The sequence below is a fragment of the Christiangramia crocea genome (assembly GCF_022410465.1).
Taxonomy (GTDB): Bacteria; Bacteroidota; Bacteroidia; order Flavobacteriales; family Flavobacteriaceae; genus Christiangramia; species Christiangramia crocea.
In genome coordinates, this window is the sequence record NZ_JAJSON010000025.1 from 632,788 (window position 1) to 651,412 (window position 18,625).

Here is an 18,625-nt window from a genome sequence, read left to right on the forward strand (position 1 = left end):
TCTAATCATGGCACCATTTTATTCCTTTAATTCATGGGCTGTACAGTAGGCCAGCCATTCACCCATTCAATTTCCTTAATTCCTAATTTGGGAGCTCCATCATCATTGGCATCGTAGGCATGGAAGAACATATAATCCTTTCCATCGAAGCTATAGACACTGTTATGACCTGCACCGTACCAGTTCTCATTTCCCTGAAGAATAAGAGTTCCTCCACCTTCGTTCAATGGCTTACCGGATTTGTCCACATAAGGGCCGGTAGCATTTTTCGATCTTCCTACCACTACCTTATAGGTACTGTTCTCTCCTCTGCAACAAAGATCCCATGAAAGAAACTGGTAATACCAGTCTCCCTTTTTAAAAATAAAAGGAGCTTCCAGAGCTGCATCTCCCGGATCCTTATTATCTAATTCAAAGGACCTTTCTCTCCTGGCAATCGTACGCCATTCTTCTGGTTTGGCGATCCCGGTAAGACTATCATTCAGCTTTACCATTTTCAAACCATTCCAGAAGGAGCCAAAAGACATCCACGGAGTACCGTTATCATCATAGATGATATTAGGATCAATAGCATTCCACATATCACGGTCCGGAACGGAACGAACAACAATGCCATGATCTACCCATTCATAATCTTCACTTTCAGGATCGAGGGTTTTATTAGTAGCTACTCCAATAGCCGAGGTATTCTTGGCAAATGAAGAAACCGAATAATACAAATACCAGGTATCTCCTTTTTTAATAATATCGGGAGCCCAGATATGATTTCTGAAATCTGCCACCACAGAATCTGTCCATTCAGGTTTTTCGCTGAATACGGCTTCTCCTCTTTCCCAGTTTTGCAGGTCTTTCGAAGTATAAACTCCTATGCCTCTACCGGTATTGAACAAATAGTAGGTATCACCTTCTTTCGCGACTACAGGATCGTGGACCCGGATCTCCCGGGTATCCTGGGCAGATGCACTGAACCCTAATAATAAAGTAACCAGGAAAATTAAATTTAAATTTTTCATATCTCTATTCTTCTAGTTTTGAAATTCCTTCAGAAGTCATTTGAACCCTTTTCAAAGTGCCATCGGCATTGTAAAATAACTGATCAATACAAACTGAGCGCCTGTAACTTCCTCCTTTAGTGGGTTTGCTTCCATTGTGATAGATAAAATAATCTATTCCTTTGAATTCTATGATGGCCTGGTGATTGGTATTACTGTTGCCGGCTACTTCATTCAGGATCCCTTTATACTCCCAGGGCCCTTCAATAGATTTACTCATTGCATAAGCCGTTTTCTCCGGAAAGTCATAGGCATAGGAGAGGTAATACCAATCTCCCTTTTTATGAATATATGGTGCCTCTACAAAATGGGGCAAATCCACTGTTTGTATATCTCCATCCAGCTCAATCATGTTATCTTTTAATTTCACCCAGTACAATTGGGTGTTTCCCCAGTATAGATAGGCCTGTCCATTATCCTCGATCCAGACAGTAGGGTCTATATCATCCCAGCTAATGCCTGTATATTCCGTAGTCATATCATTAGTGATAAGAGCTTTTCCTATTGCATCTTTAAAAGGTCCTATAGGACTATCAGCCACAGCAACTCCAATGGCTTTACCAGGGTGTGTATCATCATGATGTACCGTAACATACCAGTAAAATTTACCATCCTTTTCAATAACTTCAGCAGCCCAGGCATCATCTACTGCCCATTTAAAATCCTTAGCTTTTAATGGTACCGGATGCTCTTCCCAGTTAACCATATCATCTGAAGAATAAACCAGCCATTCATTCAGATCATAGAAATTATAATCATCTGCAGGATCATCGTGACCTACATATAAATAGACTTTACCATCATGAATTATAGCTGCCGGATCGGCTGTATATTTATCTGTAATTATGGGATTATTGAAGTTTTCGTTAATAGAATCCGACTCATGCTGTGCATTTAAAGAAATTCCCCCAAGCAGGGCCATAGCTATTGCAAGAATTTTAAAGTTACTTTTCATTCTGTTTATCGTTATTTTTCATTAATCTAATTCCGTATACACCAGCCGTACTTGAACCAGGCATTGCTTCAAATCTAAGAATAAGTACCCCCTCACTTTTCTTCAGGATACCCGGAGGAATGGTATAGTCTTTTTCAAAAAACCGGTTCCCTTCCAGACCGTTAAAACTTTCTTGAGCAATTAGCTTATCATTTACCAGAATCTTAAAATCCCTATTGCTATCTCCTCCAAAATAAGTGATTCTAAGCCTTCGCGCTTCCTCTTCCTTATCCACAAGTCGATAGCTAAACCAACCCTGGGCATCACGCCAGTGACGATTTCGGTTTACCCCAATATTTGAATCTTCACTTTCAATAAAGTGATCGGCCTCCGGTTGCTGTTCTCCGGGAGCAACCATATCGATGGTAAGAGCGGCAAGAATTTTTTCTTCTTCCTCCAGTTGTCTCAATTTTTCATTTATTTCTTTAATTCCTTCTGTAGTTTCCAGTGGCAGGTATATAACATACCTGGATTCATGTAGCTTATAAAAAGGAATAAACTTCAGATCTTTATACCTCTCAGGGTATAAGACTTCCGGAGCTGAAAAAGTCAAAGATTTACCAGGTACTTTTTTAACCAGTTTTTCAATATTTTCGGTTTTGTCTGAAAGGAAATATGGCATTTGGGTAAGTGGAATAGATTTACCCGCCGCAATATGACCTCCTCTGCTGGCATCTGCAAAAAGTCCCTGTAGATCTTCTTCACCGGTTTTGGCAGCCAATACGATCGGGCCATATTTTAAAGATTTATAATCTGACCCATCCGGCAGTCTTTCAGAACTAAGTTGCATAGGCAGTTTTACCTCCACCCTGTCACCATCTTTCCACTTCCTTTCAATAGGAACATAATAACCAGGCTCAGTATCAAATTTTAAGGCCTCTCCATTCACCTCTACTTCAAATTCACCGGCCGGAATCCAACGTGGATAACGCAATTTTAAGTTTAGCTTTTGTGGCCTTTTAGAATTTATAATAAATGAAGTGGATTCCTGCTCAGGAAAATGGGTTTGCTGGGTAAGGCTAATTCCCTTCTCTTTCCAGTTTAACTTTGAAGGAATAAACAGATTCACATAAAGGTCGTTATTCTTATAAGCATAAATAAGCTCATTATACTTTCCATGATTTTCCAGACCAGAGCCCACACAACACCAGAAACTGGTTTCCGGTTGAGAATAGACCCTGTAGTGACCGGGACGCATCGGTGTAAAATATACAAACCCGCCCTTTTCAGGGTGTTGAGAGGAAAGAATATGGTTGTATAATCCCTGCTCATAATAATCAATATATTTCTCATCGGCTTCAGCCTGAAATAGTTTTTTACTTAGTTTAAGCATGTTATAGGTGTTACAGGTCTCGGGACCCTGTACACTGGATATCATACTTGCAAAATCATTGGTGGGGTGAAAATGTTCACGTACACTGTTTCCGCCTATTGCCACAGTTCGCTTTTTTACCACATTCTCCCAGAAATATTTAGCAGCTTCATGAAAGTCCTTATTTTCATCAAGGGATGCTATGGTCTCAAAACCGACAACTTTAGGGATCTGCGTATTCGCATGCATTCCGTTAAGGACATCTTTTTGCTCTTCCAAAGGATGAAGTAAATATTCATGAGAAAACCTGTAGGCCAGATCCAGATACTTTTTATCTCCTGTGATTTGAGCCACATCGGCAAAAACCTCATTAAGCCCTCCGTGTTCAGAGCGGAGCATATCCTGTATCTGCTCTTCCGAAAGATCTTCGGTAATATCAATCATCCAGTCGCTATAATCAATAAGCATTTCCTTAGCAAGATCATTTCCAGTAAACAAATAAGCATCACGCAATCCTGCATAGGTTTTATGAATATTATAAAGAGGAACCCAGCGGTCGTTCAGGCTAAAGCTACCTGCATCTATATCTCCAGAAGCTATTTCCTCCCATAATTCGGTGCTACCGGGAACTCCGCCTATATATCCATTACCTATGGCGTCCTGGGCGAGCTTCAGCTCCCGTAGCATATAATCCAGTCTCTTCAGCACCTCCTTCTTCCCTGTTGAAGCATACATAAGCGATAAAGCAGTTAGGTAATGGCCCCCAATATGTCCGTCAAGACCGGTATTTTCCCAATTAGGATAGCTCTCGGCTTTAGGCTCCAGACCGGCTTCCTTTAAAAAAGGAGCCAGTAATCTGTTAGGTTCAAGCTCCATGATGTAATCAAGGTCTACCTGCATGGCGTCCTGAAAAGGACTATCCAGTAACTTCACATCCTTATGCAGGAAAAATTCCAGTTTTTTCTTTTGGGCATTTGCATTGAATGCCGCAAGCAATATCAGGAGAGTTACTACTGAGATTCTTCGTTTTAATACTGAATTTCTACAATGCATTTATATCAGTTTATTTTTTTTGCCCAGATTGCGGTTCCATCGTTGTTCAGACCTGTGAATAAAATTGTCTTATCAACATTGTTTTCCCAGTCACGGCCCCACTCCACGTAGAGTTTATCTGTGTATCCATTGCTGAATTCCATTGTTAACCATGGAGCCTCATAGCTCCAATGGTTGTCTGAATCTCCATTAATTGAACCATCTGCATTCAGCTCAAGATTAATTGAAGTCTGAAAATCAGGAGAAGTTTGTTCTTCAGCATAGCCAGGTACTACCTGATAGCCTAATATGATCTGCTCATAAGAACCAACCAGGTCTTCTTCTGCAATTCCTTCCTGCTCCACAGCTGCATAACGTTCTGGAGAAACCACCGGCCATCCATCTTCTGTCCAGTGCATCTTTCTTACATGTAGCACCATAAAATAGCTATTCTCCCCAGGTCTTCCCTGGTGTGCCATATAATACTGACCTTTATCATCGCTAAAAACCGATGGGTGAGAAACTCCCTGCCAACCTGAATGGCCATTAAACTGATATGGAGCCAGGATCATTGGAAGGTTATCCATTTCAGTATTAATATTATTTCCATTATAATCCAGGAAAGGTCCGTCAGGTGAATCACTCCTTCCAACTCTGACATTGTACTTTGTCTGAAGCCAGTCATATGCTATAAACATATAGTACTTATCCTGTTCTTCGTGATAGATCACTTCAGGACCTTCAATATTTCCATTAACAATTCCCCCTGTAAATCCACGTTGAGCTATTCTTGTACCTTTGGTCCCGGGATTTTCCGGAAGTCCAGTAGAAGGATTCAGTTTAAAATAATAGATACCGTCCCATGCCGATCCATAATAGAACCAATGTTCATTGCCCGGAGTAACCACTACAGTAGGGTCTATAGCATTTGTTTGCCTCGTATTGTCGGCCTGGGAAGTCACAACCAACCCCTGTTCTTCCCAGGGACCCAAAGGGGAATCTGATGTTGCCAATCCTATAACGCTTAACCTGGGTGTAGGACTGCTCAGGGAATAATACAGTCTGTATTCGTCCCCTACTTTCATCGCGTAAGGAGCCCATAAGGCATCGAAAGGATCTCCTCCCTTCGATTCTATGAACTCCCTCCCCCGTTGTGGTAAACCATCGAAAACCCATCCCACAAAACTCCATTCTACCAGATTCCTTGATTTTCTAATTTGAATGCCAGGACGAATTTCAGAACCAAAGGAAACATCGGTACTGTAACTGTAATAGGTATCACCTTCCTTGATTATTGAAGGATCGTGAGAATTGTACAGCCCCCAGCTATAGACATTGTCGGCACCTGCCACATGATGATAGGTATCAGTGATCGCTGAAAAGTCTATGGAGTTATCAGGCGGTTCCGGATTTCCACCATCTTCACCCTGGTCAGGTAGACTCGGTCCGGGCGCATCATCTGTTCCCGGCTCCTCCTTGCTACAGGAAACTGTAACCAGCAAAATAAAGCAGGAAATTATTATTCTACAGAACAATATGTTACAAAGTCTTACAGTCATTATTTTTCAGATAGCATCACTACCGAAAATGGTGGCAGGGTCACTTCGATAGTTCCATTTTTTATCTTAAAATCTTTGAACTCCTTTGGTGTTATATTACCAGGATCGTCAAAGGTATTATGGTCCTGAAGATTTGCACTGCTTAGGATCTCTCCATCCATTTTCCCTGCTTCAAGATCTCCAAGGTTGATCTCCACTGTATTTGTTTTCTTAGAGTCAATGTTTACAAGAGAGATGTGAATTTTTCCCTCTTCAGATTTAGAAGCTGATACAGATATTGCCGGCAGGGATTTGCCGTTATAGGTATAATTCACTCCATTAAGTTCTACCGGAATCAGAGTCGCATCATGATGTACGGTATACATTCTCATTACATGGTAGGTAGGTGTAAGCAACATTTTCTCTTCCTTGGTAAGAGCAACAGCTTGTAATACATTCACAGTTTGTGCAAGGTTTGCCATTTTAACCCTGTCTGCATGATTGTTAAAGATATTAAGAGTAGCTCCGGCAATCATGGCATCACGCATGGTATTTTGCTGATAAAGGAAGCCAGGATTCGTACCTTCTTCCACATTATACCAACCACCCCACTCGTCTACAACAAGAGCTACCTCGTGTTCCGGATCATATTTATCCATTATTTCCAGGTGCTTGTTGATAAGTTCTTCCATTCGGAGCGCTTTGGTCATGGTCTTAAAATACTGGTCTTCTGAAAATTCCACAGCCGGACCTTTATCATTCCATTCTATCACCGAATACGAATGTAATGCAACCCCTTCAATCAAATGTTTCGGTATGTCACGCATCAACACTTCGGTCCAGTGATAATCGTCCTCACTGGCACCGGAAGCAATTCTGAAAAGTCCGCCAGAATTATTCCAGTCGCCCATAAAAGTTGCATATTGCCGGTAAAGATTGGCATAGAATTCCGGAGTCATATTTCCTCCACAACCCCACATCTCATTTCCAACACCCCAGTATTTCACATTCCAGGGTTTTTCACGGCCATTTTCTCTACGAAGCTTGGCCATTGGACTCACTCCATCATGGTTGACATATTGAACCCAATCTGAAAGTTCTTTTACTTCACCACTACCAACATTTCCAGCCAGGTAGGGTTCAGCTCCAAGCTCCTCACAAAGATTCAGGAAATTGTGGGTTCCAAAGCTATTATCTTCAGTAACCCCTCCCCACCAGGTATTCACAATAGTGGGACGATCTTCCTGAGGACCAATTCCATCTTTCCAGTGATAAGTGTCAGCAAAACAGCCCCCTGGCCATCTTAAATTGGGAATTTGAATATCCTTTAATGCCTGAATAATATCATTACGAACTCCATCGGTATTTGGAATATCACTATCTGGCCCTACATATAATCCATCATAGATAGAACGTCCCAGATGCTCGGCAAAGTGGCCATAAATATGCCGGCTTATAACTACAGAGTCTTCAGGAGATTGAAGACTCACCTGTGCATCCTGTGCAAGTACAGATAAGCTTGAACACATAAATAAGAAAATGGGAAAACTAAATTTAAACTTTTTCATAATACATTCTTGTAAGATAGAAGAATTCCGGTGGTTTAATTCAAACCACCGAATTCTTCAGTTAGCTAAAAACAACTAAAATTAATTATTAATTTAAGCACTATTAATATCCAGGATTTTGTTCAGTTCCAGGATTATTATCAACTTCGGTTTGAGGGATTGGGAAATACTCCCGGCCATCTGTATAGGTTTCAAATTCAGGATCTCTTTCCTGCAACCAATCCAGCCTGGTATCTAGCCATCCCCATCTTCTTATATCATCAAATCGATGACCTTCAAGGGCTAATTCTAAAAATCTTTCATGTGCTATCTGCTCAAACATTTCCTCCTGGGTCATGTTAGGCTTGATCTCTCTAAGATCAGGCAGGTTCACACGATCCCTAACCATTTGAACATAATCGTAAGCAGCATCGGTTTCACCGGTCTCATTCAGGACTTCAGCATACATTAACAGAAGGTCTGCATATCTATAAATTCTTTCATTTATCCCCGATCGCCAGTCAAATTCATCCGTTCTATCCCCGTAAGAATTCTGGTACTTATTTACGAAAAGTGCGTTAAGATCAGAAGGGTTATTTGCATAATAAGTGGCGAAATCTTTACCATATAAGGTATAACCCTCAGGGTCATTCCATGCAATGGTGACATTTAAACGAGGATCATTTTCACCATTCAGCGTTTCTTCCTTCATGAATTCTTCAAAAAGAGTCTGAGTAGGCTGAACATCTGTCCATCCAAAGCCTCTTGGAGCATAAGTAATTGCTCTGGCCGAGGTCTTACCCCATCCCGAAGCAGGTGCTCCACCCCATCCAAGGTCTACTCCACCAGCTTCACGGCTAAACTGAACTTCAAAAATAGACTCTGAGTTATTCTCATTCTCTGTGGTAAAATTATCCTTATAATCTGGAACCAGTGAATACACACCCAGGTCTATCACCCTTTTAAAATTTACTTTCGCTCCTTCATAATCCTGAGTGAACAACTGAGCCTTTGCCAGGTATGCAATCGCCGCTCCTTTTGTAGCTCTTCCAACCTGCCCGGCATCGGAACCGGAAACATCATTATAACTTACAGGTAACATCTCTATGGCTGTAGTAAAATCTTCTTTTACCTGAGCCCATCCCTCTTCCTGGGATTTCTGTTCATGATAAAGTTCAGTAGAAGTGGGAACCGGAACATTTTTGAACATATTCACAGCGTGGAAAAGATACAGACCTCTAAGGAAATACGCCTGACCCAGAATTCGCTCCTTCAAAGCTTCATCCTCCATTTCTATCATTGGTACATTTTCCAGCACCTGGTTTGCCCGGTAGATTCCCTGATAATAGGTTTCATAAGCCCAGCCATAGATCGACGGATCTGCAATACTGGAATTGAACCTACCAACATTATACATAGCACCCCATGGACTCTGACTTCTGGAATCATCTCCCTTAAGATCGAGTAGTAATGGAGTACTTCTCATGTAAGTACCATCGGTTAATAAACTTCCGTAAACTGCATTCACTCCCAGCAATGCATCCTGATCATTTTTCCAGAACGATGCTGTTGTCTCGACATTTGGATCGGGTTGTACCAGATCCTCTTCTTTAACACATCCACCTAACAGGAAGAGCCCTGCCAAAAAGAGTGGGTAAAAAGATTTGATATTTTTCATTTCTTAATATTTTATGATGTTTTTGCTTAAAATTGAACTTCTACACCAAGAGCTACGGTAGTTGGATTTGGAAAACTTCCTCTGGCAAAACCTCTTGAGAATAACCCGTCACTTATAAAGTCCGGATCGTAACCTCTATAATCGCTAATAGTCCATAAATTTTGTCCTGTAACATATACCCTTGCGCTGTTTATAAACAAATCTTCCACTAATGGTACTGAGTAACCGAGCTGAAGATTCTGTAGTTTTATGTAACTTCCATCTTCAATAAACCTATCAGAAGGTCTATTATTACCATTCGGGTCACCAATAACAGGTCTGGGTACATTTGTATCGGTATTATCAGGTCTCCAGTAATCTACCAAATCTATATGATGGTTAGTATACTGCCCAACCATTAGATTCTGATAAGTCGCATTGAAGACCTTATTTCCTGCGTTCCCTTGAAAGAAAAATGAAAAGTCAAAATTCTTATAAGTACTGCTAAAATTCAATCCATAACTAATTTTAGGTATAGTAACCCCTTGGAAAGTACGGTCATCGTCGGTGATAATTCCATCACCATTTACATCCCTGAACTTCACATCCCCGGGAGCAGCTCCGGGCTGATCGGCATGAGCATCTATCTCTGCCTGATCCTGAAACAGACCTTCGGTTTCAAATGCATAAAGTTCACCTATTGACCTTCCGACCTCAGTCCTGGAAGCCGCCCCGCTAATTGGAATATCATCTGCACCAATCTTGAGGACTTCGTTATCTAGAGTACCTAGATTTGCTGAAATATTATATTGAAATTCACTTTCAGCATTGCTGTAACTAACTGCAAATTCAAGACCCGTGTTTTCTACAATAGCAGCATTGGTCGTAATACTTGCAGGAAAGGCACCTGTTGAAAATGGCAACGGAACATCTGCAAGAAGATCACTCGAACGTTTTTTGAACCATTCTGCAGTAAACTGTAGTTTATTGCTAAAAAGTCCCGCTTCAAGGGCAGCATTCCAGGTTTCAGTGTCTTCCCATTTTACATCCGGGTCTTTGATATCGATCGCAATAGTACCCGGAGCAAGGCTATTTCCGAAGGCGTAACTCGCAAAAGGATTCACCACGGCTGCGTAGTCATATGGACCAATCGTGTTGTTACCTAACTGCCCGTATCCACCACGTAATTTTAGGGAATTCCACCATCCTGGTAATTCAAAGAAACTTTCATTATGCAATTTCCAGGCTCCTGAAACAGAGAAATAATCTCCTGTGTTATTCTCCTCTGCAAATAATGAAGATTTATCACGCCTAAAGTTTAAAGTTAACAGGTATCTGTCATCATAACCATAATTCAAACGACTTAAGTAAGACAGGGCGGTTACGGTATTTTCATACTCGGTTCCTGAGATCGCATCAGCAAATTGGATTTTGCTGATCTCATCTGGTTTAAACCCTACCCCTCTTCCTGTAGTAACCTCATAATCACTTCGTTCCTGGATAACCCCAGCCAAAGCACTTATAGTGTGTTCATCAAAGGTCTTGTCGTAACTTAAAAGATTATCCACGATGGTTCTCAAAGTACTTCCGTTAGACACATCAAGCGCCGCCTCACTATTGGTAGTAATATAATACCAGCCCAGGTCACTTGGAGGATTAAAGAATTTATTGTAGGTGTCTAGCCTGTCTGCACTTGCACGGAATCTATAGGTTAAGCCATCTAAAATATCAAATTCACCATAAATATTCCCCAGGAACCTGTTTCTTTCACTAAGGTTGGTAATCAGATTCTGAAAACCAATTACGTTAAGAGTAATTGCCCGCTGGGTAAGATTATCTGCTCCACCGTATCCTCCCAGGCGATTTTCATCATAAACCGGCATGGTTGGAATTGCCTGGAGGAGATCTATTACTGCTGTTTGTCCTGCCAGATATTCACTGAAATTATTTTTATCTGAACTGGTCACCGCAATCTTTCCGCCATATCTAAACCTGCCTTTCTCACCATTCAGGTCCAGTGTTGCTGAATATCTTTCATAATCCTGGGGAGTTTCGATATATCCTTTATTCTTGAAATAATCAAGATTCAGGTTGTAATTAATAGTTCCTGAGCCACCACTAAAACCAAGTGTATGATTTTCTACCATTCCAGTCTTATAAGCAACCTCCTGCCAATCAGTATCAACATCATCAATATAGAATTCACTGTCAGGATCATTTCCAGGAACAACTTCAAGCCCCGCATTTATTTCGGCTGCACTTGTAATATCCTGATATTGCACCCGGTTGGTAAGAGGAATAGTGTTTGGGACAGTTTGAATTCCAACCTGAGAACGGTATGTAATGTGATTTGTACCTTCTTTTCCTTTTTCAGTAGTGATAATAACTACGCCATTAGCACCACGCTGACCATAAATAGCGGCTGCAGATGCATCCTTAAGAACCTGGATACTCTCAATATCGCCGGTAGGGAAATCGAATGGAGAATCTACAATCACTCCATCCACAACAAATAGTGGATTATTATTATTGAAGGAGGTCACCCCTCTAATTTTAATGTTCACAAAACCTCCCGGTTCTCCGGAGGATTGAACAGTAACACCGGCAGCCTGTCCCTGAAGCAATTTTGCGACATCAGGCGAAATAACTTTCTTCGCTTCATCGGCATCTACTACACTGACTGAGCCCGTAAGGTCTGATTTCTTTTGTGTACCATAACCTACCACAACTATATCATCAAGTTGATTCATGTCTGACGTCAAAGTAATATTTATAGTTTCTCTGCCATCCACTTCAACTTCTTGTGTAACGAAGCCGAGATAAGAAAAAACAAGAGTAGAATTAGAAGGAGCTTCAATAGAATATTCTCCATCCATATCTGTTACCACTCCGTTGGAAGTTCCTTCCTGAATAATATTTACGCCGGGTAATGGCTCTCCATTATCTTTAGCAGATACAGTTCCGGTAACGGTAATATTCTGTGCAACCACCGGAACGCTAAAAATAAGAGTTAAATAAAACAGAAAGCGAAATCGATTTCGCTTGAGTTGATATTTTCTCATAATTTATGTTTTAAGTGTGTATTAAACATTTACAAATGTTATCAAATATATCCATAAAACCAAGAAAAAAAATATCAAAAGTGTATTTTTAACACCTATATTTGAAAATATAATAACTTAGCGGAAGATTTATATATTAATGGTTGTCCAATAAGCTAGATTTTACAAAAATTTCTAAATTTGTCCATGCTTAATACTTATTCAACAGAGGATAAAGTTCTCCTGGCCGTAGACTGTATAATCTTTGGCTTTGACAAGGAAGAATTAAAGATTTTATTAATCAAGAGGGATTTTGAACCTGAAAAGGGTAAATGGTCATTAATGGGAGGTTTCTTAAAGCAAAACGAGAATCTAGATCAGGCGGCAGACAGAATCCTAAGTACTCTTACAGGAATCAATAATGTTTATATGGAGCAACTGCATTCCTACAGTAAAGTAGACAGGGATCCTGCAGAACGAACTATTTCCGTTGCTTACTATGCTCTGATAAACATCGAAGATCATAATGCAGAACTGATCGAAAAATACTCTGCAAAATGGTTCAGTATAAAAAAAGCTCCAGATCTTATTTTTGACCATAACATTATGGTTAAGCATGCCATAAGCAGGCTTCGTTATAAAACATCAAAAGAACCACTTGGTTTTGAGCTATTGCCCCCAAAATTCACTATGCGGCAATTGCAGAAATTATATGAGGCAATCCTGAACCAGAAACTTGATAAACGTAACTTCATAAATAAAATCAATTCACTGGATATTCTTATTAAGCTTGATGAAAAAGATATGAATTCTTCCAGGAAAGGCTCTTTTTTATATATGTTTGATGAAGAAAAATATAAAAGAAAAAAAGCTGAAGGGTTTTCGTTTAAGGTTTAAATTAAATTCTCTCCCAGTTGATTTTTTTCACCAGACACAAATTTTAAGAATACCACAAATTAGCTTCCTGTATATTTCTCAATCCTGTTGCCTATCATAAAACCTCATTAATCATTATTATTACAGAATCCATCCATAATTTTCATAACCATTAGCCCCTCCTCAGCGCTACATGGATTAGGTCCATTATCCAGAAAATAATCTACAGTAGCTTCTATCATAGGTTGCTGGACATACTTCGGATTTCTGAAATGGAAAAGATCATGACTACTATCAGATACTAACTCAAGCTTTTCCCCAAAAAAACTAAATTTCAGGTATCCCTTACTGCCGTATATCAAACACTCATCCTTACTTTCTTTTACTGACATATTAAAACTCCATATACCGCGAAAATGTATCCCGTTTTCAAACCGGATTAGTCCGTTTACATAGTCATCGGCCTCATAATTACTGGATTGGTTTCCCGAAATACCGCAATATGACCTGTAATTCCCAAAATATAATAACATCAGGTCCAACTGATGAGGTGCCAAATCATGAAAATAGCCTCCTCCCGATATTTCGGGTTTAATGCGCCAATCTTCGTTAGCTCCCATTGCGATTAGATCAGATTTCAGAGGCTGCAAAATCCTGATATCTGCAAATCGTATTTCTCCGATTGCCCCTGAATCGATAAGCTTTTTCACTTTCAAAAAAGCAGGCAGTCTTCTGCGGTAATGAGCAATTGTTAGTTTACATTCAGATGTATTTAATACCTTGATAATTTTTGACACCTCCTTTGATGATAAAGCCATTGGCTTTTCAAGGTATACATTTTTACCAGCTTCCAGGGCTTGAATGGCCAGTTCTGCGTGAGTCGATGGAGGAGTAGCGATATATACCGCACTTATTTCCCTGTCCTTTAGCAATGTTTCAACATTGTCAAAATGCTTTTCTGCTCCAAGAATTTTGGCAAATTTTTTCGCCTTTATTCCATCCCGGCTCATTACAGCTATAAGTTCAGATAAATTATTTTTATTAAACGCAGGGCCACTTTTCTTGCGAACCACATCCCCACAGCCAATGATACCCCATTTGATTTTTAGATCCTTATGCATGATTAATCACTTAGCCAGTTATTAAAGAAAGATTCCATTTTTCGAAATATATAAAACATCAAACTTTTAAATCCACACATATGCATAAATTAATTTTTTAATCAATATTAAGATTAATCTTACAAGAGAAATGTTTATTTCAAACATATATTGTAATTTACATCATAAGAAATTATAAAGCACTTAACTAATATCCATCTTCCTGAAAAAATATAAAGTCATTTTGTATTGAGCTCCCTAATAAGGAAAAGACTCTTTTCCATATATGTTTATAAGGTATAGAATACACGAAAGGCTTTTCTTTTAAATTATTTAAAATGCCTCTAAACGGTGTCAGGTAAAAAGCCCCAGTAAAACATAACCTAAATCTCAGCACACAGCCTAAATTTTCAATAATCAACGACAAGGATTTTTTTGGAGGTATTATTGATTCTGAGAATGTAAATACCCCGGGAAACAGATTTATTTAATTTCAATTTTGAAATATTCCCTGCCTCATTAAATTCAACTGAAGGAGTTTCTATAAATCTTCCGCTCAAATCAAACAAATAAAACTCATCTTTTAGTTTCGTATTTGATACAAATATTTCGGGAGAGGAAGACCTTACCGGATTTGGATAAACTATTAGTTTCTGAGGATATTCCTTGATGGGTTTTTCCAGACCTTCAAAATAAGTGATTGCATGATCATATGCTTTCTTTCCTATTTTTTCACCAATAATTCTTCCTAAAATATCATCTATTGGAGGATGGATACCTCCCCATATTCTTGACAAACTACACTGATCGGAAGCATCCTGATAGGTTGCCCATTGCAAGGTAATATCAACCGACGGCCCTTCTTCAAAGACTAAGAATTCATTCTTTTTAGCTATAAACTCACCCATACCGCCAGGGAAATATTTGTCCCCTGTCAACAAAGTCAAAACTTCAGCTGCAGCTCTCGAAAAAGTTGAATGCCCCGAAACAAAACCTGCAAATGGCGGTGTTACAAAAGTAGGACGTTGATAGGGCCACCAGGTTTCCGCTAATATCCACCCAACCCCTGCCACATCTACAGAAGGATCATCTATAAAATCGTGGCCTTTCCATGAATACAACTTTATTTTACCCAGGTTTTCATTATTTTCGCCTGCAAGTGGATCCCCTTCTTCTATTATTTCAATTAATCCCTCTTTTAATGGGATTCCATTAGGGGCATAATTATCTCTGGATGGATTGGAGCTTTGTCCCTGAGCACACATATAGCGTATAGCTGAAATAGGTCTTATATAATCATACCATCCTTTCAGGCTCCAGGATGCAACCGCAACATCGTGCATCGCTCCCCCAAGCAAAAAGTAAGCTTTGACATCCCATTCCAGATCATCCAGAACTGTCCCTTTCCCATTAATTTTTTTTTCTAATGCCTCATGATCGGTTACATAGTTGAGTATGGTGAACCAGTGTCCCGGAGGGGTTTCGGAATCCGGTCCGTCTGCCCAGAACTCTGCTAAAACCCTTGTATAATCACCCCGGGGAACAATCTGCTCTTCATAGGCCTGCCCTGTATAAGGATTAATTCTGTGACCTTCTCCCAAGTCACCTCCGTCAATTTCATCATAGAAATTTTTATAATCTGAATACTGCTGAGGGAACTGATCAATTGAAATATTCCCCATAGATCCTGGAGAAATATCCCATAGAACTCCATCATACGGATCTAGATGAGATCCCCATTTGGAAACTAATGAAAACGCCCATTTATAATCATCATCTTCAATTGATGGTGGAGCGTCAGTATCATAATAGACGTGATACTCGTTACCGGATCTGCTATGAATAGTTTTAGTGGCATCTTCAAGCGAAAAAGGTTCCACCCTCCCCCACTCTGCCCCCAGAAAGCCGGGAGTTTGTCCTTCTATAAGATGACCGCTCTGGTCAATAAAAGATTCGAAGGTTAAGGGTTGCCAGCGGTTAGGATTAATATCTTCTATGTTCTCCGGATGTGTAAGATCTAAAGGATCGTTCACAGGCTCATAAAAAATATTGTCATAATCATTTGTTTCGTTAGAGCCGTCCTGTAAACCATAGTTAATTATTTGCTTCGCTATATAGTTTCCCAGAGCTACAGGATCGCCGAACGTGTAATCTTCAGCCCTTATTGAAGTATCATATCCTAGCTCATACATTGCCTCATCTAAAATTTCCTGGGCAACCAAAGAGTTAGGGGAATGCTTAAAACGATGAGACAGCAACCTGTAGGCTGCAAAGCTTATGGTTTGTTTTCTGGCTTCGGATTTATTCACAGTTGTTTCGAATCCTTTGAATTCACTTTCAAAACCATGAAGCATTTTCCCTGTTAAATAGGTAGAAGCTTTATCATTATAAATAGCCCAGGCGTCATACATGGCAATACTGGTATGAAACAAATTCCTGGCATGAACGGTTGGCCGGGCATAGTCCTGCCTGATTAACTCCAGGAGAACTTCGTTCCAGAACCGGGCAATGGAATGATTTATAATTTGAGACTCATCATCCTTTAAGCTAATACTTAATTCTAGCAATTCACTGGTGCAATTGGCATTAGATTCCTTAAGACTTATTTTGCCTGAGTTACCTGCGCCCCATTTTACTTTTAAATTGCCGGTTTCATCTGCTTCTATTATCTCACCTCCTATTACCTCCCATTCTAAAGAAGAACCTTCTTTTAATTGATAGGAATATACCTCGATACTGTTCTTCACCGCTACATTACTCCCCATGATATGGCCTGTTTCAAGATAAATGCAATTTCCTGTACTTTCTATAGCATAGGGATTGTAATTACAGGATTTGGGATCCATACAACCATAAATCTTTTTGCTTGGCTCTTCATTAATAATGGTAAAACCATTACCTTCAATAGCAGAAATAGTTTTATTTACCGGCAAGTCATCGTAGGTCTCAACCAACCCGGATGGCCACGTGATCTTCAGTTCCTGAATTTCAGCATCAGAACCTAAACCAAAATGTACAGGCCTCAAATTTTGTGAAAGAAATCCTTTTCCTGAATAATAGCGATGCAAAGAACCATTTATCGTTTTAATAGAAACTTTAGTTCCTATCGCACCTCTGTTAGAATTCGTTCCTTCCAGTTTCACTTTAAACCAGTGAAGGTCACCTGAAGGGTTAGTAAAATCGGTTAGTGTATTTTCATAAAAATAGGAGGGTTCATCATTATTTGTTACAAAGATATCCAAGTCTCCATCTTTATCATAGTCAAATATTCCTGCTCCAACACTAATGGTAACTTCACCTAAATTAGTTTTTTGAGAACTATTAATAAACTGATTTTTGCCATTGGCAAATAAATTTTCAAAATATACATTAGTTCCCGAACCAGCATTTGGATAGTTAAAACCATTCACTACAAAAATATCTTCATCCCTGTCCAGGTCAAAATCAGAAAAGGTAACATCCCATGCCCAGCCCGCATTATAAATTTTCAAATCCCTTCCACGATCTATATAAGTATTATCAGGAGTTTTGGTAAAAAGAGCATTATCTCCAATGGTGGTAATATAGATATCAAAATTTCCATCATTATTGTAATCTCCAACGGCCATCCCCATATCACCTTTAGAATTGCCCAAACCATAGGAGGACGCACTTTCGGTAAAACCGGTCCCACCATTATTTATATAAAGATCATTAGGACCAGGAACAAAATCATTGGCAACATATAGATCCATCCATCCATCCTTATTGAAGTCAAAAGGAATGCTCTGGTAAGAATGTTTACTTTCTACTCCCTCAAAAATATGACTCACATTGGTGAAGGTTCCATTTCCATTATTCTTGTATAACCTATTGCCTTCACAATCGCTATTCCAGTCTGAGATATAAATATCCAGAAAACCGTCCCTATTGTAGTCAAACCAGACGGCATCAGTATTGATACAATCATTATATTTTTTGAAACCAGCTTCTTCGGTTACTTCTATAAAAGAACCATCGCCTTCATTATGAAAAAGCTGCATTTTGTTAGAGTGAGTCATGAAGAGGTCAGGAAAACCATCATTATCATAATCCCCCCAAAAAGCGCCAAATTTGATTCCTGTTAATGCTACAGATACCTCCCCATTTTCAGTATACGGAAATAGATTAATTAAACCGGAACTACTGGTAACATCGCTAAAAGTACCATCATTGTTGTTCCGAAATAATTTACTGTGGCTGGATGTTACTCTCTCGTTATCCTTATTCCGGGCAACGAGGAATAAATCAAGATCCCCATCCCTATCATAATCAGCTATAGCAACCGCATTATTTTTTTCAGCTGAAGTTAATCCGGCATAGGATTCTATCCTTTGGAAATCCTGAGCAGCAAGCTGAGAATAACAAAAGAATATTAAATAAAATGCACTAAGTATTACTTGCTTTTTTTTTCTCACAGCTTGATTAATAAGGAAGAGTATTTATCTAATTCAATAA

The 18,625-nt window shown here is 39.5% G+C and carries 10 protein-coding genes; 1 reads left to right on the forward strand and 9 read right to left on the reverse strand.

Going from position 1 to position 18,625, the window contains the following annotated elements; all coding sequences use genetic code 11:
- Positions 1-26: 26 nt before the first annotated feature.
- The 7 genes from LU635_RS14370 to LU635_RS14400 form a co-directional block, all read right to left on the reverse strand.
- Entirely contained in the window at positions 27-1,013 is a 987-nt protein-coding gene (locus LU635_RS14370) for an arabinan endo-1,5-alpha-L-arabinosidase (protein ID WP_240100185.1), read from the reverse strand.
- Between the two features lie 4 nt (positions 1,014-1,017).
- Positions 1,018-2,007: a glycoside hydrolase family 43 protein gene (locus tag LU635_RS14375; RefSeq protein ID WP_423738495.1), complete on the reverse strand. Its 990-nt coding sequence runs from the start codon at positions 2,005-2,007 to the stop codon at positions 1,018-1,020.
- Positions 1,997-4,411 carry a glycoside hydrolase family 127 protein gene (locus LU635_RS14380; protein ID WP_240100186.1) on the reverse strand — a complete coding sequence of 805 codons (2,415 nt, stop codon included), beginning with the start codon at positions 4,409-4,411 and terminating at the stop codon, positions 1,997-1,999. The genes LU635_RS14375 and LU635_RS14380 overlap by 11 nt, the downstream gene beginning before the upstream one ends.
- Positions 4,412-4,416: 5 nt before the next feature.
- Positions 4,417-5,892, reverse strand: coding sequence for an arabinan endo-1,5-alpha-L-arabinosidase (locus LU635_RS14385; protein WP_240100187.1), 1,476 nt, complete (start codon positions 5,890-5,892; stop codon positions 4,417-4,419).
- A gap of 56 nt (positions 5,893-5,948) precedes the next feature.
- Positions 5,949-7,496: an alpha-N-arabinofuranosidase gene (locus LU635_RS14390; RefSeq protein WP_423738496.1), complete on the reverse strand. Its 1,548-nt coding sequence runs from the start codon at positions 7,494-7,496 to the stop codon at positions 5,949-5,951.
- Positions 7,497-7,599: 103 nt separating this feature from the next.
- The gene (locus tag LU635_RS14395; protein ID WP_240100189.1) at positions 7,600-9,153 is read right to left on the reverse strand and encodes a RagB/SusD family nutrient uptake outer membrane protein; all 1,554 of its coding nucleotides are present in this window, start codon (positions 9,151-9,153) and stop codon (positions 7,600-7,602) included.
- Positions 9,154-9,179: 26 nt separating this feature from the next.
- Entirely contained in the window at positions 9,180-12,194 is a 3,015-nt protein-coding gene (locus LU635_RS14400; RefSeq protein ID WP_240100190.1) for a SusC/RagA family TonB-linked outer membrane protein, read from the reverse strand.
- A 186-nt stretch (positions 12,195-12,380) separates the two neighbouring features.
- On the opposite strand from LU635_RS14400, the gene LU635_RS14405 reads away from it, so the two are divergent.
- Positions 12,381-13,070, forward strand: a complete 690-nt coding sequence (locus LU635_RS14405) for an NUDIX hydrolase (RefSeq protein ID WP_240100191.1) — start codon at positions 12,381-12,383, stop codon at positions 13,068-13,070.
- A gap of 107 nt (positions 13,071-13,177) precedes the next feature.
- Here LU635_RS14405 and LU635_RS14410 read toward each other — a convergent pair whose 3' ends face one another.
- Complete coding sequence (locus LU635_RS14410) at positions 13,178-14,170, reverse strand: Gfo/Idh/MocA family protein (protein ID WP_240100192.1); 993 nt, start codon at positions 14,168-14,170, stop codon at positions 13,178-13,180.
- Between the two features lie 389 nt (positions 14,171-14,559).
- A complete protein-coding gene (locus LU635_RS17275) occupies positions 14,560-18,585 on the reverse strand; it encodes an FG-GAP-like repeat-containing protein (protein ID WP_240100193.1) in 4,026 nt (1,341 codons plus the stop codon).
- Positions 18,586-18,625: the final 40 nt, after the last annotated feature.

Coding starts and splice junctions, on each gene's coding strand:
- LU635_RS14370 (WP_240100185.1), bottom strand. CDS start 1,013: ATGAAAAATTTAAATTTAATTTTCCTGGTTACTTTATTATTAGGGTTC.
- LU635_RS14375 (WP_423738495.1), bottom strand. CDS start 2,007: ATGAAAAGTAACTTTAAAATTCTTGCAATAGCTATGGCCCTGCTTGGG.
- LU635_RS14380 (WP_240100186.1), bottom strand. CDS start 4,411: ATGCATTGTAGAAATTCAGTATTAAAACGAAGAATCTCAGTAGTAACT.
- LU635_RS14390 (WP_423738496.1), bottom strand. CDS start 7,496: ATGAAAAAGTTTAAATTTAGTTTTCCCATTTTCTTATTTATGTGTTCA.
- LU635_RS14395 (WP_240100189.1), bottom strand. CDS start 9,153: ATGAAAAATATCAAATCTTTTTACCCACTCTTTTTGGCAGGGCTCTTC.
- LU635_RS14400 (WP_240100190.1), bottom strand. CDS start 12,194: ATGAGAAAATATCAACTCAAGCGAAATCGATTTCGCTTTCTGTTTTAT.
- LU635_RS14405 (WP_240100191.1), top strand. CDS start 12,381: ATGCTTAATACTTATTCAACAGAGGATAAAGTTCTCCTGGCCGTAGAC.
- LU635_RS14410 (WP_240100192.1), bottom strand. CDS start 14,170: ATGCATAAGGATCTAAAAATCAAATGGGGTATCATTGGCTGTGGGGAT.